The sequence below is a fragment of the Mycobacterium sp. 4D054 genome (genome assembly GCF_052245755.1).
Lineage (GTDB): Bacteria > Actinomycetota > Actinomycetes > Mycobacteriales > Mycobacteriaceae > Mycobacterium.
Map to the genome: position 1 here is coordinate 23,501 of NZ_JBQQCF010000001.1, position 20,117 is coordinate 43,617.

Annotated in this window: 18 protein-coding genes; 5 read left to right on the plus strand and 13 right to left on the minus strand. The window is 67.6% G+C overall.

Features of this window, described 5'->3' with window-relative positions; genetic code table 11:
• Positions 1–9 precede the first annotated feature (9 nt).
• Both ACTWP6_RS00110 and ACTWP6_RS00115 read right to left on the minus strand, forming a co-directional pair.
• Positions 10–783, minus strand: a complete 774-nt coding sequence (locus tag ACTWP6_RS00110) for an enoyl-CoA hydratase/isomerase family protein (protein ID WP_260752039.1) — start codon at positions 781–783, stop codon at positions 10–12.
• Positions 784–803: 20 nt separating this feature from the next.
• Positions 804–3,959, minus strand: a complete 3,156-nt coding sequence (locus ACTWP6_RS00115) for an ATP-binding protein (RefSeq protein ID WP_443186517.1) — start codon at positions 3,957–3,959, stop codon at positions 804–806.
• Between the two features lie 173 nt (positions 3,960–4,132).
• Between ACTWP6_RS00115 and ACTWP6_RS00120 the strand changes: the two genes are divergently transcribed.
• A complete protein-coding gene (locus ACTWP6_RS00120; protein WP_443186518.1) occupies positions 4,133–4,432 on the plus strand; it encodes a hypothetical protein in 300 nt (99 codons plus the stop codon).
• A gap of 72 nt (positions 4,433–4,504) precedes the next feature.
• Here ACTWP6_RS00120 and ACTWP6_RS00125 read toward each other — a convergent pair whose 3' ends face one another.
• Positions 4,505–6,148, minus strand: a complete 1,644-nt coding sequence (locus ACTWP6_RS00125; protein WP_443186519.1) for a DUF222 domain-containing protein — start codon at positions 6,146–6,148, stop codon at positions 4,505–4,507.
• Positions 6,149–6,222: 74 nt separating this feature from the next.
• On the minus strand, positions 6,223–6,726 hold the full coding sequence (locus tag ACTWP6_RS00130) for an SRPBCC family protein (RefSeq protein WP_443186520.1): 504 nt from the start codon (positions 6,724–6,726) through the stop codon (positions 6,223–6,225).
• 109 nt (positions 6,727–6,835) lie between these two features.
• Here ACTWP6_RS00130 and aspS point away from each other — a divergent pair, with 109 nt between their 5' ends.
• Both aspS and ACTWP6_RS00140 read left to right on the plus strand, forming a co-directional pair.
• The gene (aspS, locus tag ACTWP6_RS00135) at positions 6,836–8,650 is read left to right on the plus strand and encodes an aspartate--tRNA ligase (RefSeq protein WP_443186648.1); all 1,815 of its coding nucleotides are present in this window, start codon (positions 6,836–6,838) and stop codon (positions 8,648–8,650) included.
• Positions 8,647–9,108, plus strand: coding sequence for a nitroreductase family deazaflavin-dependent oxidoreductase (locus ACTWP6_RS00140; protein WP_443186521.1), 462 nt, complete (start codon positions 8,647–8,649; stop codon positions 9,106–9,108). Before aspS ends, ACTWP6_RS00140 begins: the two co-directional genes overlap by 4 nt.
• A 10-nt stretch (positions 9,109–9,118) precedes the next feature.
• On the opposite strand, the gene ACTWP6_RS00145 is transcribed toward ACTWP6_RS00140, so the two are convergent.
• Positions 9,119–10,303 (minus strand): thiolase family protein, encoded by a 1,185-nt coding sequence (locus ACTWP6_RS00145; RefSeq protein WP_443186522.1) that lies wholly within the window; start codon positions 10,301–10,303, stop codon positions 9,119–9,121.
• Between the two features lie 96 nt (positions 10,304–10,399).
• Here ACTWP6_RS00145 and ACTWP6_RS00150 point away from each other — a divergent pair, with 96 nt between their 5' ends.
• Positions 10,400–10,885 (plus strand): winged helix-turn-helix transcriptional regulator, encoded by a 486-nt coding sequence (locus tag ACTWP6_RS00150; RefSeq protein ID WP_260752052.1) that lies wholly within the window; start codon positions 10,400–10,402, stop codon positions 10,883–10,885.
• Here ACTWP6_RS00150 and ACTWP6_RS00155 read toward each other — a convergent pair.
• The 8 genes from ACTWP6_RS00155 to ACTWP6_RS00190 form a co-directional block, all read right to left on the minus strand.
• Entirely contained in the window at positions 10,873–11,694 is an 822-nt protein-coding gene (locus tag ACTWP6_RS00155) for a BtpA/SgcQ family protein (protein ID WP_313901319.1), read from the minus strand. The genes ACTWP6_RS00150 and ACTWP6_RS00155 overlap by 13 nt on opposite strands.
• 47 nt (positions 11,695–11,741) lie before the next feature.
• A complete protein-coding gene (locus tag ACTWP6_RS00160) occupies positions 11,742–12,512 on the minus strand; it encodes an SDR family NAD(P)-dependent oxidoreductase (protein WP_260752053.1) in 771 nt (256 codons plus the stop codon).
• A gap of 28 nt (positions 12,513–12,540) precedes the next feature.
• Positions 12,541–13,602, minus strand: coding sequence for an ABC transporter ATP-binding protein (locus tag ACTWP6_RS00165; RefSeq protein WP_443186523.1), 1,062 nt, complete (start codon positions 13,600–13,602; stop codon positions 12,541–12,543).
• Between the two features lie 24 nt (positions 13,603–13,626).
• The gene (locus tag ACTWP6_RS00170) at positions 13,627–14,442 is read right to left on the minus strand and encodes a carbohydrate ABC transporter permease (protein ID WP_260752055.1); all 816 of its coding nucleotides are present in this window, start codon (positions 14,440–14,442) and stop codon (positions 13,627–13,629) included.
• The gene (locus ACTWP6_RS00175; protein WP_443186649.1) at positions 14,439–15,290 is read right to left on the minus strand and encodes a carbohydrate ABC transporter permease; all 852 of its coding nucleotides are present in this window, start codon (positions 15,288–15,290) and stop codon (positions 14,439–14,441) included. Before ACTWP6_RS00175 ends, ACTWP6_RS00170 begins: the two co-directional genes overlap by 4 nt.
• A 65-nt stretch (positions 15,291–15,355) precedes the next feature.
• The gene (locus tag ACTWP6_RS00180; protein ID WP_443186524.1) at positions 15,356–16,690 is read right to left on the minus strand and encodes an ABC transporter substrate-binding protein; all 1,335 of its coding nucleotides are present in this window, start codon (positions 16,688–16,690) and stop codon (positions 15,356–15,358) included.
• Positions 16,691–16,715: 25 nt separating this feature from the next.
• Complete coding sequence (locus tag ACTWP6_RS00185; protein ID WP_443186525.1) at positions 16,716–18,197, minus strand: FGGY-family carbohydrate kinase; 1,482 nt, start codon at positions 18,195–18,197, stop codon at positions 16,716–16,718.
• Positions 18,194–19,012 carry a DeoR/GlpR family DNA-binding transcription regulator gene (locus ACTWP6_RS00190; RefSeq protein ID WP_443186526.1) on the minus strand — a complete coding sequence of 273 codons (819 nt, stop codon included), beginning with the start codon at positions 19,010–19,012 and terminating at the stop codon, positions 18,194–18,196. The genes ACTWP6_RS00185 and ACTWP6_RS00190 overlap by 4 nt, the downstream gene beginning before the upstream one ends.
• Positions 19,013–19,171: 159 nt before the next feature.
• Here ACTWP6_RS00190 and ACTWP6_RS00195 point away from each other — a divergent pair, with 159 nt between their 5' ends.
• Entirely contained in the window at positions 19,172–20,101 is a 930-nt protein-coding gene (locus ACTWP6_RS00195; RefSeq protein WP_443186527.1) for a DUF389 domain-containing protein, read from the plus strand.
• Positions 20,102–20,117 lie beyond the last annotated feature (16 nt).

Consider the following 20,117-nt stretch of genomic DNA (forward strand, 5'->3'; position numbering starts at 1 on the left):
GACGGGATATCAGCGGCCGCGCCACCGCGGCGCACGCTTCTCCCGCCACGCCTGGATGCCCTCGGCCACGTCATCTGTCGCGGCGGCGACCTTGCGCATGGTCTCCCCGAACCGCACGGATTCGATCCAGCCCATCTTCGCCGTCCGCCACGCGACCTCCTTGGTGGCGCGCTGCGCCAGCGGCGCTGCCTCGGTGAGCGTTCGCGCCCACGACTGCGCTTCGGCGAGCAGACGATCCGGTTCGACAAGCCGCCACACCAGGCCGATCTCCTTGGCGCGCTGGGCCGTGACCGGTTTGCCCGTCAGCAGCAACTCCATGGCATCGGCCCACCGCACCCGCTCCGGCAGTCGGATCGCGCCGACGATGGTGGGCACTCCGAGGGACACCTCCGGAAACGCGAACGTGGCCTCGGTGCTCGCAATGACGAAGTCGCAGAACAGGATCCCGGTCAATCCGTAGCCGATGCACGGGCCGTGGACGGCGGCGATCGTCGGCTTGAACAGTTCCATCCCGGATTCGAACGAGTTGATCGTCGGCTTCTCCCAGAACGTGCCGCCGAAGGTGCCCACCGAGCCTTCGCCGTCCTTGAGGTCCCCGCCCGCGCAGAAGACGTCACCGTTGGCGGTCAGGATGCCAACCCACGCGTCCTCGTCGTCACGGAACCGGTCCCATGCCGCATTCAGGTCGCGGCGTAGTGCGCCGTTGATGGCATTACGTGCCCCCGGGCGGTTCAGGGTGATCGTGGCGATGTGATCGTCCACTTCGTAGGTGACGAGGCTCATGGCTGGACCCTAGCGCCGGTTCAGGCCATGGCCCGCGCCATCGCGATGTGACCGTCGAAACCGACCTCCTCGGCGCGGGCCCGGTAGCGGTCACGCAGCGCGGTGTAGGCGCGCAGATCGCCGTCGGCCTTCGCAAGCATCGCCCGCATGCGCATCAGCGGAAGTTCGTGATACAGGAAGGTGGGTTCCGTCGGGACGGCGGCCAGTTCAGCGACGACCTGCCCGGCGTGGTCGCGATCACCTTCGCGGTTGCGGGCGAGGAGGGCCTCGACGAGAACGGTGGTGGACCAGCCCCGGTTGATGCCCTCGCCGGCGCGGATCTCGCTCGCGAGCACACCCCGGCAGAGATCGACAGCGGTGTCGTAGTCCCCGCGGCGGATCGACTCGGCGGCCACTTCCAGGTCGACGCACCATGCCGCGATGATCGTGTAACGGTGTTCGAGCGCGACCTGCCGCGCTTTCGCCAACAACTCGAAGCCCAGCTGCCGGTCGGTGTCCCGACGGCGTACCAGGATGAATCCGTAGGTGAATTCGGCGTTGGTCAGCAGGAAGTTGTCGCCGAACCGGCGGGCGATGTCAAGGGCCTCAGCGGTATCGCGCAGCGCGTCATCGTCGGCGACGAGCGCCCAATTCATGATTGCGATGTACTTGAACATCACCACGGTCGAGAAGGTGAACTTGTCCACACTTCGGGCGATCGAGAGTGCGTCGTCGAAATCCTGACGCCAGCCGCTGATCCCCAGGCAGCACCGCGTCGACGCCCTCATCGCCAACGCCATGGCCAGTGGAGATCCGATGACGAGGTTGCCCATCGTCGGATCTCCGGCCGCGTCATCGATGGACCGTTGGGCCAGATCCAGCGATGCCGTCATCTCACCGGCGTCCCATTTGGCGATGGCGCTCACCATCGGGATCAGTGCGACCGTCAGTTCCGGGTCGTCGATGGCGTCGAGGAGCTGCACCTGCTCCGACGCAAGTCGAGACGCCTCGGTGTACCGGCCGTGGAAGTTCAGCATCTGGATCAGTCCGGCCATGCCGATCGCCAGGGACCGTTTGTCGCCGGCCTGCTGGGTCAGTGTGCGCAGCTCGTCGAACCCGACGTCGGCCAGCTCGCCGCCGACCCTCCAGATCGTGGCCACAAGCAATGTTCGCGCAGCGATGCGCATCGTCAAGCGATCCGGTTCGTCCTCAGGGAGGCCATCGGCGACGGCGGCCGCGCGCCGCCAGCTCATTCTGGCCGCGGCGATGTCGCGATGAGTCGCCCAGGTGCCGGCCTCCATATGCCGGCTGAATGCCGCACGGAGGTCACCAGCTGCTTCGAGGTGGGTGGCGATCAGTGCCGCGTTGGCCGCAGCGCCTTCGGGATCGGTGCGTTCGATCTCGGCCGCGATGCGACGGTGAAGGTCGGCCCGGCCGGCCTTCAGCTGAGTTTCATAGGCAACGGCGCGCATCAAGGGGTGCCGGAACGCGTACTGATCCGGGCGGGTGCTCACTTGTGCGATCAACTCGGCATCCTTCAGGTCGTCGATCGCCGAGGACCCGGATACAGCGTCCAAGAGCGTGCGAGAAAACGGGGAGCCGATTGCCGCAGCCGCGTAAAGGGTGCGCTTGGCTGCCGGCGCGAGCCGGTCGATCCGGGCGGCGATGGTGGTCTGCACGGACGCTGGGACGGGGATGTCGGCATCGCCGTGACAGGTGTAGGCGCCCCTCGTTCCACCGAGGACGCGGCGCTCGGCGAGATCCCGGATCATCTCCTCGATGAAGAACGGGTTCCCCGCGGCTCGATCAGTGATGCGTTGGGCGAGCGTGGCCACCGAGGTGTCCGGACCGACGAGTGAGACAGTGAGCTTCGATGAGCTCGAATAGTCCAGGGGTGCAAGTGCGATCGTCTTGTTGTCCGCTCTCGCGAGCGCGCCGTGGTACTCGGGTCGGTGCGTGATGAGCACCAAGGCCGCGGCCTCGGTGATCGTGCCGAGGAAATCCGCGATCATCGCCTCGCTGGCCGCATCGATCCAGTGGGCGTCCTCGACCACATACACCGTCGGTTGATGACGCGACAGCAGGGCTTTGTCCAAAAGTGCGGTGAGGCGCCGCTTTCGGGCATCAGGGGTGACGTCTTCTGGCGGGGGACGGCCGTCGCCGATTCCCAGCATGTCGTCGAGCATCAGCAGGTCCTGCGGGTCGGCGTCAGGCAGCGCCGAGCGCGTGGCCGCCCTGGCGCTTTCGGCCGACACGTGCGCGATGCCGAAGAAGGCTCGCAGTAATCCGGTGGCCGTACCGAAGGGCACATCGCGGGTATGGGACTGGCAGTAGGTCCAGAACACCTGCATGCCGCGATCGGTGGCGAGCGCGGCGAGTTCGCGGGTGAGCCGGCTCTTGCCGATACCGGGTGTTCCCACCACACGGACCACCGCGCCGCGGCCACGAGATGAGTTGTCCAGAGTGCCTACCAGCTCGGCGATTTCCGAGGTGCGCCCGACGAACGGGGTGTCTGCTGACCGTAGGTCGTGTCGCTCGGCGGTTCCCAGCAGCGTCCGCGCAGGTACCGGTTGATCTGCGCCCTTGATGTGCACCCACTCCACGTCACCCAGTTGAGCAACGTGTTCGACCAGGCGTGCGGTGGTCTCGCTGATCATCACCCCGCCCGGCGGCGCCACGGACTCCATTCGCTGGGCCAGCCCGACATGTTCGCCGATCACGGTGTAACCGGCCCGAGCGGAACCAATGTCACCGGCGATGACCTGGCCGGAGTTCAGACCGACACGAATCTTGAAATCCATACCGTCGCGTACGAGGACCCTCTCGGCCAGATCACGTGCTTCGTCCTGAATGGCCAATGCCGCCAGACATGCGCGAAAGGCATGGTCCTCCATCGCGACAGGTGCGCCGAACAGCGCCATGACCCCGTCCCCGATGAATTCGGCTGTGCCGCCGTAGCGTCGTACCACTCGTGTCGACCTGTCGAGCAGTTCGGACATGATCTCGCGCAGACGTTCTGGGCCTACTGCGCTGGCGATGTCCATCGACCGGGTCACATCGGCGAACAACACCGTCACATTCTTGTACTCGGGCACCGGAGGCACGGGGGACAGCACCGCGCCGCACTGGTCGCAGAAGCGCGCACCCTGACGGGCTTCGGTGCTACAGGTTCGGCACCGGGTCTGTTGTTCACCCATCCGCGATCCCGACGATCTGACGGCAGTTGGGCTCACCATAGTCCTGCGGGACCGGCCCGACGACTCATTCCTGCCAGGCGGAGCTCAATTTCTGCCAACTGAAATGAACCCGCTGAGCCGCCGGTTTAACCCGTCAGAACCACAGGGAAATGCCACCGGGAAGGGCAAGAACAATGAAGAACCTCACCATCGCCACCGCTTTCGCCGCCGGCTTGGGTGCCGCTGTCGTCGGGCTGGCCGCTCCTGCGGTTGCCGCCCCCACCGGCGGCAACGCCGACGCGACCATCAGCCACCTGGAGGCCCAGGGTCACCGGGTCGTGGTCAACCGCCTGTCGGATGCCCCGCTGAGCCAGGCCAACGTCGTCGGTGTGAACAAGGGAGGCGACGTCCGCTCCACGGTCCGCGACTTCCGCAACGATCGGACGTTCCAGAACAGCAAGACCGGCAGCATCTACTACGTCGACGTCAGGTGACACCGGAGTTGCAACGGACCCCCGGCGATGTTCGGGTTCGCCTGCCGCGCAGACGACTTGCATGAACGTGCTTCAGAACGGTGGTGGGTCGTCGCCATAGCCGGGTCGCCGGAACGATTGGTCCGCGGCCGCTGCTTCGGTGGCTTGTCGGGCGGATTGTTCGAGTGCGCGTTGGGTGGCGTTGTAGGTGCGCTCGGCGGTGACGCGGGCGGCGCGGTTCTGGGCGCGGGTCCGTCGGCGGGTGGGCATCATCAGTTGCCGGCCGGGTCGGCTCGGTGAGGCTTGGTGGCTCGGCGGTGGTGGCGGTGGGGGTCCGGTGGTGGTGTTCCAGTGTGGAAACAGCAGAGCTGTCAGCGGTTTCGTGGTGTACCGAAGCCCGGCGGGGGTCACGACGGTGAGCGTGCCGTCGGGGTGTTGGTGGTCGCTCCAGCCGGGAAGGAAAGTTTTGATCAAATGGTGCGTGCGGCAGTAGCACTTGATGTTGGCCGGGTGGGTGGACCCGGCCGGCCAGGGCTGGGTGTGGTCGAGATCGGAGTAGACGGCCGGACGATCGCAGCCGGGGAAACGGCAGGTCATGTCCCGGGTGCGGACGAAGCGCGCAAGTGCGGTTGAGGGCTTGTAACGCGGTTCGGTCTTGAGGTTGAGCGTGTCGACGAGGCGGATCTTGGCGCCGTGCAGAACCAGCTCGGCCAGCAGTGGCGCGGGCAGGATCGCGCCGTTGAACCCAGGGATCAGCGCAGGCTTGCGTTCCGGCGGTACCGGGTGAGGCTCCGGGTCGGACGGCGACAGCTGCGGGGGCTCGGCGGTGGGCGTGGGCTGGGCCGGCGGACCAGGTGGGGCGGGCGCGGCCTCGATGGGAGCGTCTCCGTGCATCTGCGGATCGGGTTCGGCGTGCAGGGAGTCGGAGTCGGCGATGACGTGGATGGTGATGCTGCTGGCTCGTCCGTCGTCCACTTTGGCGGCGCAGTCAGGGTCGGGGCAGGTGCAGGCCAGGAAGAACACTCCCAAACCCATGGCGGCGCCCACGGCGTCGGCGCGGCGTTGATCGTTGGTACGCGGGTCATCAGGGCAGGGCGTGGCGATCATGATGGCCAGGCGTTGTTGCATCAATGCGGCGTCGGCGAGGCTGACGCGACCGTGCACAGTGACGGTGCCGGTGTTCTCGTCGGTGTAGTCGCCGACGTTGAAGTAGCGGCCGCGCATGGCGTTGCGGGCGCGGCGCACGGCGTCGGGATCGTGGCGATGGATCCACACGTCGATGGCTTGGGCGAGTTTGGCGTCGGACAGGTTGCCCCAGGCCGGGGCGTGCTCGGCGAGGGCGGTGTCGATGGCCGCAAGTGCGGCTTGGCCGACCAGGAAGGTTCGCCAGGCGATCGTGGCGATCATGCCCGCGCTGATTTCTCCGGCAAGGAAACGGGCACCGACCTTGGGAAGGCGGTCGCGCAGCGTCACGGCGAGGTCGATGAGCCCGACAGCTTTGCCGTGGCGCAGGGTCAGCGCGCAGCTGACGTGAGCGGCAGCGGCGTCGGTGTCGTCGATCGCGAGGCGTTCGCGGAATTCACCGCCGACCACGCGGCGGTGAAGTTCGGCGATGGCCGCGAGTTTTCGGGCCTCGGCGGCAGAGGCAGTAGCGGCCCACCCGGTGATGGACTGCACCAGCACGGAGTCGCTGACGGTACCCATCGCAGTGGGCCCGGGAAGCGATCCATCGAACATATGTGCGATTCTACCCGTGGGCTGTGACACGGCCGGCACGTTTCTTCGCACTCAGCGAGGCCGCGCCACAGACCTCAGCGCACGGCGAACCGTTCATCGGTGTAGCGCCGCAGGTTGTGCAGGAAGCGCTGGAACATCCATGCCATCAACGGCTTCCCGGCAGCCAGGCCGAACCGCCCGGCGAGCCCATGGGGTTTGAGCGCCATGATCCAGGTCAGGTGGCACCCCTTGGCGGTCGGCACCACGTGGTAGTCCTCGGCGAACGCCGAGATGCTCGACGTGCTCGACTGGTTGAAGCGGAACGCCATGCGGGAGAATGGCTCCCACGCCAGGAATTCCTCGGCACCGGTGATCCTGCCGCGCATGTCCACGGTGCGCGTCGTCCCGATTCCACGGGGTTCCGGGCTGGTCCAGGTCACCTTGGTGATGACACTGGCCCAGTGTGGCCATGACGTCTCGTCGGCCAGTACCTCGAAGAGTTGCTCGGGGGTGATGGTCAGGTCGACGGTGCTGACGAACCGGTACGGGGCGGTGTCGACGAAGTCCAGGCCGACGCGCTCGCAGGGATGCATGACCATACACGTTAGGTCACCATGACTGGTCGACGGAAGATCGGACCTCGTCGAGCTGTCCACCGTGCCCCACTAGACTGAACTGTTGACTATCCCCCGCGAACAGGAGTACTTCGTGCTGCGCACCCGCACCGCCGGTTCATTGCGCCCCACCGATGCCGGTCAGACGGTGACGTTGGCCGGGTGGGTGGCGCGCCGTCGCGACCACGGCGGCGTCATCTTCATCGACCTGCGAGACGGCTTGTCCGGAGGGCAGGACGGTAGCGACGGGAAAATCGGGCCGAGCGTGGCTCAGGTGGTGTTCCGGGAGGGCGATGTGCTGGCGCAGGCGCACCGGTTGCGCTCGGAGTTCTGCGTCGCCGTCACCGGCGTCGTCGAGGTCCGTCCGGAAGGCAACGCCAATCCCGACATCGCCACCGGTGAGGTCGAGGTGAACGCGACGTCGCTGACGGTACTGGGGGAGAGCGCTCCGCTGCCGTTTCAGCTCGACGAGACCGCCGGCGAGGAAGCCCGGCTGAAGTACCGCTACCTGGATCTGCGCCGGGAGGGGCCGGGCAACGCGATCCGCTTGCGCTCCAAGGTGAATGCCGCCGCACGCAGTGTGCTGGCCGAGCAAGACTTCATCGAGATCGAAACCCCCACGCTGACGCGCTCCACACCGGAGGGCGCCCGTGACTTCCTGGTGCCCGCCCGGTTGCAGCCCGGCTCGTTCTACGCTCTGCCGCAGAGCCCGCAGCTGTTCAAACAGTTGCTGATGGTCGCGGGTATGGAGCGGTACTACCAGATCGCCCGTTGCTACCGCGACGAGGACTTCCGCGCCGACCGCCAGCCCGAGTTCACCCAGCTGGACATGGAGATGAGCTTCGTCGACGCCGACGACGTCATAGCAGTGTCCGAGCGGGTCCTCAAGGCCGTGTGGTCGACGATCGGGTACGACCTGCCGCTGCCGTTGCCGCGGATCAGCTACGCCGACGCGATGCGTCGGTTCGGGTCGGACAAGCCCGACATGCGCTTCGGCCTGGAGCTCGTGGAGTGCACCGACTACTTCAAAGACACGCCGTTCCGGGTGTTCCAGGCACCCTATGTCGGCGCCGTGGTGATGCCGGGCGGAGCCTCGCAGCCGCGGCGCACGCTGGACGGCTGGCAGGAGTTCGCCAAGCAACGCGGGCACAAGGGGCTGGCGTACGTATTGATCGGCGAGGACGGCACGCTCGGTGGGCCGGTCGCCAAGAACCTGAGCGACGCCGAGCGGGACGGGCTGGCCGCGCACGTGGGCGCCAACCCCGGCGACTGTGTGTTCTTCGCGGCCGGCACCGCGAAGTCGGCACGGGCGCTGCTGGGCGCCACCCGCATCGAGATCGCCAAACGGCTCGACCTGATCGACCCGGACGCGTGGGCGTTCACGTGGGTGGTGGACTGGCCGATGTTCGAGTCCACCGCGGAGGCGACGGCCGCCGGTGATGTGGCGGTCGGATCCGGCGCCTGGACCGCGATGCACCACGCGTTCACCGCGCCGAAACCCGAGTCCGAGGCGACCTTCGACACCGATCCGGCCAGTGCCTTATCGGACGCCTACGACATCGTCTGCAACGGCAACGAGATCGGCGGCGGATCCATCCGTATCCATCGCAGCGACGTCCAGGAACGGGTGTTCGCGATGATGGGCATCGATCACGACGAAGCGCGCGAGAAGTTCGGATTCTTGTTGGACGCCTTCACTTTCGGCGCTCCGCCGCACGGTGGCATCGCGTTCGGCTGGGACCGCATCACCGCGCTGCTGGCCGGCGTGGACTCGATCCGCGAGGTGATCGCGTTCCCGAAGTCCGGCGGCGGTGTCGACCCGCTGACCGAAGCGCCCGCGCCGATCACCGATCAGCAGCGCAAGGAGTCCGGAATAGACGTCAAGCCGGAGAAGCTGGACAAGGCATGACACCACCGGACAGGCAACCGGACAAGGACAAGCTCGTCGCCGACACTGCGGCGCTGGACGCATTCAACGGCAACATCGTCGAAGAGTTCCGCGCCAACGGAGGCAAGGTCGGCGGGCCGTTCGACGGCGCCACGCTGCTTCTGCTGCACACCACGGGCGCGAAATCGGGTAGGTCGCGGCTCTCACCGCTGGCTTACCTGACCATCGACGGCAAGATGCTCATCGTCGGGTCCTACGCCGGCGCACCCCGGCATCCCGCCTGGGTGCACAACCTGCGGGCGAACCCGAAGGCTTACATCGAGGTGAGCACCGACGCCTATGACGTCGACGTCCGTGAGCTGTCCGACGACGAGCGCGAGGCGCTGTATCCGAAGATCGTCGAGATCGCGCCCGTGTTCGCCGACTACCAGGCCAAGACCGACCGAGTCATCCCGCTGTTCGAGCTGACCCGGGCTTAAGCGCAGACGTTTACAGCCGTTCGATGATGGTGGCGTTGGCCATGCCGCCGCCCTCACACATCGTCTGCAGCGCGTAGCGCCCGTCGCGTTGCTGCAACGCGTTGACCAGCGTGGTCATGATGCGCGCACCACTGGCGCCCAGGGGATGGCCGATCGCGATCGCGCCGCCGTTGACGTTCGTCCTCTCGAGGTCGGCGCCCACGTCCGCGGCCCACGCCAGCACCACCGGCGCGAACGCCTCGTTCACCTCGAACAGGTCGATATCAGGAAGGCTCAAGCCGGCTTTCCGCAATACCTTCTCCGTCGCCGGGATCACGCCGGTCAGCATGTACAGCGGATCGGATCCGACCGCGACGGTGGTGTGGATGCGCGCCAGCGGGCGCAGACCGAGCCGGCGGGCCGCCGCGCCGCTGGTGATCATCACCGCGGCACTCCCGTCCGATAGCGGCGAGGAGTTGCCCGGCGTGATGTTCCAAGCGATCTGCGGGAACCGCGCGCCGAGGGCCTCGTTGTAGAACGCCGGCATGAGCCCGGCCAGCGTCTCGGCCGTGGTGTCGGGGCGGACGATCTCGTCGGCGGTCAGTCCGGCGATGGGGGCGAGCTCGGCGTCGAACAGACCGTCCTTGGCAGCGCGCGCCGCCTTCTGATGGCTCGCGGCGGAGAACTCGTCGAGCTGGGTGCGCGACAGGTTCCACCGCGCCGCGATCAGTTCGGCGCTGATGCCTTGGGCGACAAGGCCATCCGGGTAGCGGGCGGTCATGTCGCGGCCGAACGGGTTGCTGCCGGGCAGCACCGACGATCCCATCGGCACCCGGCTCATGGATTCCACACCCGCGGCGATCACCACGTCGTAGGCGCCGGAAAGCACTCCCTGTGCGGCGAAGCTGATCGCCTGCTGGCTGCTGCCGCACTGGCGGTCGACGGTGGTGCCGGGCACGCTCTCGGGGAACCCGGCGCCGAGCAGGGCGTTGCGGGCGATGTTGACGGCCTGGTCACCGACCTGGGTGACGGCGCCGGCGATGACGTCCTCGACCTCGACGGGATCCACGCCGGTACGCGTCACGAGCTCGCGCAGGCTGTGTGCCAGCAGGTCGGCGGGCAGCACGTCGTGGAGGGCGCCGGTGGCCTTGCCCTTGCCGACGGGGGTGCGGACGGCGCCGACGATGACGGCGTCGCGATCGGAATAGTCGGCCATGCGGATCCTCCTGGAACTCGTCGCTGAGTATGCTGCTGTGTACCTAGATGTAACACCTAGGTTCAGTCAAGACAACCCAGCGGTGGAGTGATGTGCATGACAGTCCTGCAGGGTCCGCTCGCCGACCGTGGCGCATGGTCGGCGGTCGGCCGGTGCCCGATCGAGAAGACGATGGCGCTCGTCGGCACCAAGTCCGCGATGCTGATCATGCGGGAGGCCTACTACGGCACCACGCGCTTCGACGATTTCGCCAAACGCGTCGGAATCACCAAGGCCGCGACGTCGGCGCGCTTGTCCGAACTCGTAGAAGCCGGGCTGCTGACCAAACGTCCGTACCGGGAGCCTGGACAGCGGGCGCGCGACGAATACGTGCTCACCGAGGCCGGGTCGGAGTTCATGCCGGTGGTGTGGGCGATGTTCGAATGGGGACGCAAGCACCTCGACGACACGTCGCTGCGACTCACCCACCTGGGTTGCGGTGCTCAGGCGGGCGTCGAGATCGTCTGTGCCGAAGGACATTCGGTTCCGCCGGACGAGCTGGGGATGCGGCTCGTCCGGCGGACGAACGATCAGCCCAGCTGAGCGCGGAACTCCTTGGCCGCGCCCATGAGCTCTTCGACCCTGGACTTCTCGGCTGCGTTGGCGAACAGGCCGTCCTTCTTGAAGTAGGTGCCCACGACGGCGCCGTCGGCGACGCTGAGGTGGGCAGCGACGTTCTCGGCGCGCACACCGGTGTTGACGAACACCGGCACCTCACCTGCGGCCGATTTCACGACGCGCAGCGTCTCGGTGTCTGTGGGCGCGCCCGCGGTCGCGCCGGAGACGCAGATCGCATCGGGACGCGTCGCGAAGACGGTGGTGCGGGTGATGGCGGCCAGATCGCGGTCGGCGAGGTACTGGGCCGACTCGGGGACGATGTTGAACAGCAGCTTCACGTGTGACCCACCGATGCGTGCCCGGTGCCGCGCGACCTCGCCCACGTTGGTGTCCCACAGGCCGAAGTCGCTGGCGTACACCCCGGTGAAGATCTCGCGGACGAACTTCGCGCCGGTGGCCACCGCGAGGTCGATGGACGCCCGGCCGTCCCAGAGCACGTTGACCCCGTACGGCACCGAGATGTCGGGCAGCAGCTCGCCGATGATCCGGGCCATCGTGATCGCGGTGATGGGTTCGGTCTTGGTCAGGTAGGGCAGGCTGAATTCGTTGCTGATCATGACGGCGTCGACACCGCCGGCTTGCAGCGCGTCCAGTTCGGTGCGGGCGCGGTTGACGACGGCGGCGATGCCGCCCGCGGAGTCGAAGCCGGGATCGCCGGGCAGCGCGGACAGGTGCAGCATGGCGATGACGGGTTTCGACACGCCGAAGACCTCGTCGAGCCAGGTGGTGGTCACGTGAAGTGCCTTTCTCTTTCGGGTGAAACGGATGAGTTGCGGCCGGCTCAGTCCATGTAGGCGCCGCCGTTGACGGCGAGCGCTTCGCCGGTGATGAAGCGGGCGTCGTCGGAGAGCAGGAAAGCCACCGAGCGGGCGACGTCGTCGGGCGCTTCGAGCCGGCCCAGCGGTGTGTCGGCGATCATCATCGCGCGCACGTCGTCGGCGGTGGTGCCGCGCAGTTCGGCCTCCCACTCCAGTTCCCGTGACTGCATGGGTGTTTCGACGAAACCGGGACAGACGCAGTTGACGGTGATGCCGTGCTCACCGAGTTCGTAGGCCATCGCCTGGGTCAGCCCCACCACACCGAATTTCGAGGCGACGTAGTCCGACAGGAACGGCACCCGGCCCTGCTTTCCGGCCATCGAGGCGGTGTTGACGATCGCCCCGCGCGTGCCGGACCGCACCATCTCGCGGGCGGCGGCCTGGCCGCAGACGAAGACGCCCTTGAGATTGACGTCCATGGTCTGCTGATAGCGCTCGACCGGTGCGTCGAGGAAGCGGTGCATGAACGAGATGCCGGCGTTGCTGACCCACGCGTGCAGGCCGAGGCGACCGGCGATGTCGGAGGCCACCGCGGCCGCGTTCTCGGCCGAGGTGACGTCGAGCTGGGCCGACTCGTGGCCGGCATCCGGATTGGGCAACGCGGCGGCGACCTCGCCCGCGGCGGCCGCGTCGAGGTCGGTCACCACCACCCGCCAATCCCGTTGCGCCAGCGTGTGGGCGATCGCGCGGCCGATACCGGATCCCGCTCCGGTCACCACGACAGTTCTCGTCATCTGCACTACTCGTTTCTTCTGTGTTGTTTCAGCCGGCCAGACGCCGGCCGGTGGTGGTGTCGAAGAGGTGGGTGGCGCCCGGACGGGCGGCCAGGTCGACCGGGCTGCCCTCGCTGATGCCCGATAGACGCGCGGTCTCGACCACGCTGGTCAGCTCGGTGCCGTGAGCGTCGATCGTGACGATGGCGCGTGGTCCGAGATGTTCGATCAGCACCACCCGTGCCTGCCCGTCACCCTCGGCGGCGGTGGGCAGCAGATCGTCGGGCCGGACCCCGAGGGTGACCGGACCGTGGGCGGGGGGCCGATCGACGGTGAGGGTGAAGCCGTTGCCCGCGGTGAACGTGGTGCCCGCGACGGCGCCGTCGATCAGGTTCATCTTCGGGCTGCCCACGAAGGTCGCGACGAACGTGTCGGCGGGCCGCGCGTACACCTCTTGCGGGGTGCCCTGCTGCGCGATGTGCCCGTCCCGCATGACGACCATGCGGTCCGACAGCGTCATGGCCTCTTCCTGGTCATGGGTGACGTACACCGACGTGATGCCGAGCCGCCGCTGGATCTGCAGCAGTTCGGTCCTGGTCTCCACCCGCAGCTTGGCGTCGAGGTTGCTCAGCGGCTCGTCGAACAGGAACACCGAAGGCTCGCGGATGATCGCCCGGCCGATCGCGACGCGCTGTTGCTGACCGCCGCTGAGGTCTTTGGGCTTGCGCTCCAACAGTTTTCCCAGACCCAGCGATTCGGCGATGCTCGCCGCGCGGGTTAGCGCCTCACGTCGCGGGGTCTTGGTGGCGCGCAGGGGGAATGCGATGTTCTCGGCGACCGACAGGTGCGGGTACAGCGCGTAGTTCTGGAACACCATCGCGATGTCGCGGTCCCGTGGCTGTAGGTGGGTCACGTCGCGGTCGCCGATGGTGATGCGCCCGGAGGTGACGGTCTCCAGACCGGCCAGCATGCGCAACGAGGTCGACTTGCCGCATCCGGACGGGCCGACGAGCACCGTGAAGGACCCGTCGGGCAGCTCGAGGTCGAGATCGCTGACGACTGAGGTGGTTCCGTACGCCTTCTGGACGCCGGAGAATCGGACCGTTGCCATGGTGTGCCAAAAACCTATCTGTGTCTAGAACTTCACCGCGCCGCCGCTGATGCCCTGCACCAGCTTGCGCTGGATGAAGAAGCTCGCGATGACGACGGGAACGACCGCGATGAGGATCGCCGCGCTCATCGAGCCGATCTGAACCCCGCGGAATGTGTTGAAACCTGCGATGGCCACCGGCAGGATCGCCGCCTTACCCGGAGCCAGGATGAGCCCGTAGAACAGATCGTTCCAGGACAGTGTGAAGCCGAAGATGGCTGCGGCCCCGATACCCGGATAAACCTGCGGCAGCACCACCAGCCGGAACGCCGCGAACCGGCTGAAGCCGTCCACCTGGGCCTGTTCCTCCAGCGAGCGGGGGACAGCCTCGAAGAACCCGATCAGGAACCAGGTGACCACGGGCAGAACGAAACTCAGGTGCGCGAAGATCACCGGCACCAGGGTGTCGGTCAGTCGCAGCGCGTACGCCATCGTCAGGAACGGGAACACCAGCACCGCCGGCGGCAGCACCTGCGCGGCGAGCATCCCGAACCGGGTCAGCGTGCCGCCCGCCCGGTAGCGGGCGATCGCGTAGGCGCCCATGCTGCCGACCACCACACTGATGCCGACGGTGATCAGCGCGACCAGCGCGCTGCGCCCGGCGGCGCCGAGGATCCCCGAGGTGAGCACGTTCTGCCAGCTGGCGAAGTTCGGTGTGAAGGTGATCAGGAAGGGATCATTGAGCTGCTCGGGCGTTTTCACGCTCGCCAGTGCGATCCAGACGATGGGGAAGAGCACCGTGATGCCCGCCGCCCACAGCAGGGCCACCCGCAACACGGTGACCACCGAGGAACGGGTCATCGCGATTTGGTCCTCTCCATGCGGCGGAACGCGATGACGATCACTGCCAGAACGACGACCAGCACGATGAACGCCATCGAGGATGCGGATCCGAGCCGGAAGAACTGGATCCCGGTCTGGTAGATGAAGTACTGCAGCGTCTCGGTTTCGGTGCCGGGGCCGCCGCGGGTGGTGGCGAACACGTACTCGAACACCTTCATCGCGTCCAGGGAGCGCAGCAGGATCGCCACCACGAGCACCGGTGCCAGCAGCGGCAGGGTGACCCGGCGCAGGACGTACAGACCACTGGCCCCGTCCAGACGCGCGGCGTCGAGCGGTTCCTTCGGGATGGACTGCAGCCCGGCCAGCAGCAGCAGCACCATGAACGGCGTCCACTGCCACACGTCGATGAACGCCAGCGTGAACAGCGCACGGCCGGGGCCGAAGAAGTCGTAGTCGATTCCCAGGCCGTGCAGCATCGCCGGGATCGCCCCGAGTTGGTCGTTGAGCAGGAACCGGAAGGTCAAGCCGACCGCGATCGGCGTGATGAACATGGGCGCCAGCAGCATCGACCGGGTCAGATCCCGCGCCCAGCGCTGCTTTTGCAGGGCGAGCGCGATGGCCAGCCCGAGCACCAGTTCCAGCCCGACGGCCACCAGGACGTACACAGCGGTGGTGCCGAAGGCGCCCCAGAAGGCGCTGTCGGCGAAGGTGGCGACGTAGTTGTCGGCGCCGACGATGTCCGGCGCGCCGCGGTCGGTCAGCTTGTAGTCGGTGACGCTGAGATATGCGGCGTAGAGCAGGGGGAAACCGACCACCCCGACGAAGAGGGCGGCGAGGGGGGCGACCATGCCGTGCTGAAACCTCAAGGGCGACTTCACGGCTGGTCTCGCTCCTTTCGTGGGGTGGTCGGTTTCCGGTCTGGGCACTCGAATCAGCCCTGGATCTTCTCTGCCTCGGCCTGCGCGGCGGCCAGTGCGTCGTCGACGCTCTTGGTTCCGGCGACCGCCTCGTTGAGTTCGGTGCCGACGGCCTGGATCATCTCCTCACCGCTGGGCCCCTGGCTCAGCGGTGCCGAGTCGGCCAGCAGCTGCTCGACCGTCCGGTAGTACTCCTCGCCGAATCCGCCGCTGAGCACGGCCGGATCCTGCAGGGTGCTCTTGCGGATCGCCGCGCCGCCCTTCTGGGTGCGGGTGACGTCGTTGGGCTTGGCGGTGATCCACGACGCGAACGCCCATGCCGCGTCCGGGGTGGCCGAGTTCGCCGGGATCGCCCAGCTCCACGACCCCAGCACCTGCTTGCCGCCGGGGATGGTGGCGAGCTTGATCTTGCCGGCCGCGGGCCCGGAACCCGGCTCGTTGAGTGCGGGCAGTTGCCAGTTGTAATTGATCATCGATGCGGACTGATTGGCCGCCACCGAGCGCTGGGCCTCGTCCATGCTCCAGTTGAGGCTGTTGGCGGGCGCGGCGTTGCGGTAGGTGTCGATGTAGGCCTCGAGCGCGCGCTTGGCCTCGGGGGTGTTCAGCGTGACCTTGCCGTCGGCGTCGTAGATCGAGCCGCCGGCGGCGAACAGCCAGTTGCCCCATTCCTCGAAGATCTTGTAGCCGCGCTGCGGCTGCATCGCGATCCCGGCGCGGTCAGCGGTCTTCAGGGCCTTGCTGGTGCTGACCAGTTCGTCGAGCGTGGTCGGGACCTGCTGGTTGGCCGCCGCGAGATCGTCGGTGTTGTAGAGGTATCCGAGCGCGTAGTTGTAGAACGGCACGGCGTAGCGGGTTCCGTCGACGGTGGTGATGTCGGTGAGCGGGGCGAAGAAGTCGGCGGCGTCGTAGTCCGGGGTGCTGTCGATGCGGGCGTCGAGCGGCTGGAGGAACTTCGCGTTGGCGAAGTCGACCATCCACGGGTTGTCGACGACGATCAGGTCGTAGGTCGGCGTCGAGGACTGGAAGGACGACACCAGCTTGTCGCGCATCTGGTCGTAGGTCAGCGACTCGATGTTGACCTCGACGTCCGGGTACTCCTTGTTGAAGTCCGCGACCATGGACTTCACGATGTCGGTGTCCGGCACGTTCTCCATCAGGATCCGCACGGTGCCCGAGACGTCGGTGGGCACCTCGCCGGTGCCGGTGGCCTCCACCTCGTCGGGTCCGCCACTGCCCGCGCAGCCCGTCAGCACGAGGGCCAGCACGGCGACGAGGGCGGTCACGGCGGAGAATGCGGTGCCTGGGCGCCTGCTCCTCCGCCCCGAAGTGGGCCATTGCGTGATTCTCATTGGCAGAGTGATCCTTTCGTGTGTTTCATCGGGTGGTGCGGGCGATCGCGTGGGAGATCGGTGTCATCGCCGAACTCAGGTCGCGCCACGTGGCGTAGGCGCCGGCGTAGATCTCGCGGCGGTGAGGGTCGGGAACGTAGGGCGGGTCGAGGGTGACGAACCGGGCGGCATCGGACCAGTCGTCGAGCGCGCCGATGCCGATCGCGGCGATCACCGCGGCCCCGAGTGAGGCGCCGGGGTGGCCGCTGACCGGATGCATCGGGTGTCCCAGCACGTCGGCGTGAATCTGCTTCCACAGCGTGGATTTCGAGCCGCCGTTGGTGATCATCACCCGGCGCAGCGGGATGCCGATCTCGCTGAAGACGTCGACGTGGTGGCGGAAGCCGAACGCGATGGCCTCCAGCACGGAGCGGTACATGTCCGCCCTGGTGTGTCCGAGGTGCAGGCCGGCGAAGACGCCGCGCAGGTCCGGATCGTGGATCGGGCTCTTCTCGCCGAGGAAGTACGGCAGGCACAGCACCTCAGCGGGGGAGCGCGAGGCGGCCTCGTCGTCGAGCGCGGTCAGTTCCGGACCGCCGATGAGTGCCTGGAACCAGCGGATCAGGCTGCCGCTGGTGGCCATGCAGCCGTTGGGTAGCCAGTGGCCCGGGACGGGGTGCGCATCGAGGTACAGTCGCCGGTCGATGACCTTGGTGTCGCTGGCGACCAGAATGTCGCCCGCCCCACCGAGTTTCACCAGCGCGTCACCGGGTTCGTTGACGCCTGCGGCGAACGCCGACAGGACGTGGTCGGCGCCGCCGACCACCAGCGCGGTGCCGGCTCGCAGCCCGGTCGCGTCGGCGGCCTGACGGCTGAGTTCGCCGACCAGCGTGCCGGGGCGCCGGATCGGGGCCAGCGTGGCCGGGTCCAGGCCTGCGGCCCGCACGACGTCGGCAGCGAGGTCACCGTCGACCTCGAACAACCCGGACTCCAGCGCCCAGTTCTGTTCCACGTGAACGGGAGCGCCGAGCGCCGAGAGCACCCAGTCGTAGGAGCCGACCCAGTGGGCGGTGCGCGCATAGACGTCGGGTTCGTGCTCGCGCAGCCACACCGTCGTGGGCGCCACCGACTGCTGGGTCAGCGCCGACCCGGTGAGGCTGACCAGGTCGACGGTGGACAACTCGGCGGCCAGCTCGCTGACTTCCCGGTGCGCGCGGGCGTCGTTCTGAAGGATGGCGTGCCGCAGCGGGTTTCCGGAGGCGTCGACGGGGATGACGGCCGGGACCATGCCGGAGGTGGACACCGCGCCGATCTGCTCGGGGGCGACGCCGCCGGCGGAGAGCACCTCGCGGATCGAGTCGACCACGTTGCGGTACCACTGCGCCGGGTCGGCCTCGGCGAAACCGGGTCCCCGGGAGTGCAGCGTGTTCTCCCGGTTGGCGGTGGCCACCAGCCCGCCGAGGGTGTCGAGCAGCACCGTCTTGGTGCCGGTGGTGCCGACGTCGACGCCGACGGTGTACCGGCTCACCGAGCGCCGCCCGCCGCTGTGGCACAGGAATCATCTTGGGCGGCAACGCAGATCACCTCGACGCCGGCGCCGCGTGCGGCGACCAGAGCGGGGTGGTCCGGTGGGCCGTCACTGACGATGGTCTGGACCTGGGACAGCGCGGCGATGCTGACGAAGGTGACCCGGCCGAGCTTGCTCTTGTCCGCGGCGACGATCACCCGATCGGCCCGCCGGCTGGCGGCGCGCTTCACCCGGCTCTCCGCCTGGTGGTAGTCGGAGATTCCGCGGTCGCCGTCGATGCCGGCCACGCCCATCACATAGGTGTCGCAGTTGTAGTTGGCCAGGGTGTCCTCGGCGTTCGGCCCGATCAGGCTCAGCTCGCCCGCACGCAGCTGTCCACCGGTGAGCACCACGGTGGTGTCCGGTTCGTCGACCAGCGCCACGGCGGCCAGGACACTCGGCGTCACCACGGTCAGACCGAGGTTGCGTCCTTTCAACGAGTTCGCCACAGCCAGCGCGGTGCTGCCCGAGTCCAGGATCAGCGTCTCGTTGACCCCGATCAGGTCGGCCACCACGTCGGCGATGTGGATCTTCTCCTGTGCGGCGTCGGCCACCCGGGTCGCGAACGAGGGCTCGGAGTCCTTGCCCTGCACCGCGATCGCGCCGCCCACCACCCGGCGCAGCACACCGAGACCTTCCAGCACTTCGACGTCACGCCGGATGGTCATCTCCGAGACGTCGAACTCGGCGGCCAGGTCAGCGAAGTTGACCTCACGGGCGGAGCGGACGCGTTGTTCGATCCGTTCCCGGCGGGTCTTGACGTCCACGGTCACCATAACTTTTCCTGTTCAAAATTCACAGAAAACTCCATCTGCTACCAGAATTGGGCCGGTTATCGCCGTCAGGAGTGTGAATCTATAACAGGAAGGTGTGGGGCCGCCACATTTCGCGCGCGATTGTTCAATTCCGATGCGTCACCCGGTTACCGTGCGGCGGTGCTGCACTTGCAGGTGATCGTCCCCGAGGACATGCGCGACGAGGTGCTGGCCGTGCTGCGCCACGAGGTCGGCGTCGCGCACATCCTGTTGCACCGGGGCGCGGCGGTGGAACCGCCCGGCGACGAGATCAGCGCCATCATCGCCCGCGAGTCCGCCAACGACCTGATCAAGCAACTCAAAGGCCTCGACGTGCAGCACCGCGGCGCGATCGCGCTGACCGTGCTCGACACCGTGCTGTCCACCCGGGCGCACGCGGCCGAGGACCAAGCCGAAGGCGATCCCGCCGACGCTCTGGTGTGGGACGAACTGATCACCCGCACCCGCGAGGAGTCGACCCTGTCGGTGACATTCATGACGTTCCTGACCCTGGCCTGCCTGCTGGCCGCGATCGGAGCCGTCACCGACTCGATGGTGACGGTGATGGGCGCGATGGTGCTCGGGCCGGAGTTCGGTCCGCTGGCCGCGCTGTCGGTGGCGGTGGTGCAGCGACGCGCGGACCTCGCACGGCGGGCGCTCATCGCGCTGCTCGTCGGGTTCCCGGTGGCAATGGGCATCACCGCGCTGGTGACGCTGGCCGGGCGGGCGGTGGGGTGGCTGAGCTTCGACACCCTCGGCGACATTCACGACGTGGACTTCATCTTCCGGGTCGGTCCGATCTCGTTCGTGGTGGCGCTGCTGGCCGGCGCCGCGGGAATGCTGTCGCTGATGTCGTCGAAGTCCGCCGCGCTGGTCGGGGTGTTCATCTCCGTCACCACCGTGCCCGCCGCCGGCTTCGCCGCGGTCGCCGGCATCCTCGGACACTGGGACGTCGCCGCGAAGTCGGCCGCGCAGCTCACGGTCAACCTGGTCGGCGTCGTACTGGCCGGCGTGCTGGTGCTGGTGCTGCGGCCGCGGGGCAGCCTCATCCCGCGCCGCGCGCAGACCTGACGCATCCTGCGTAGCA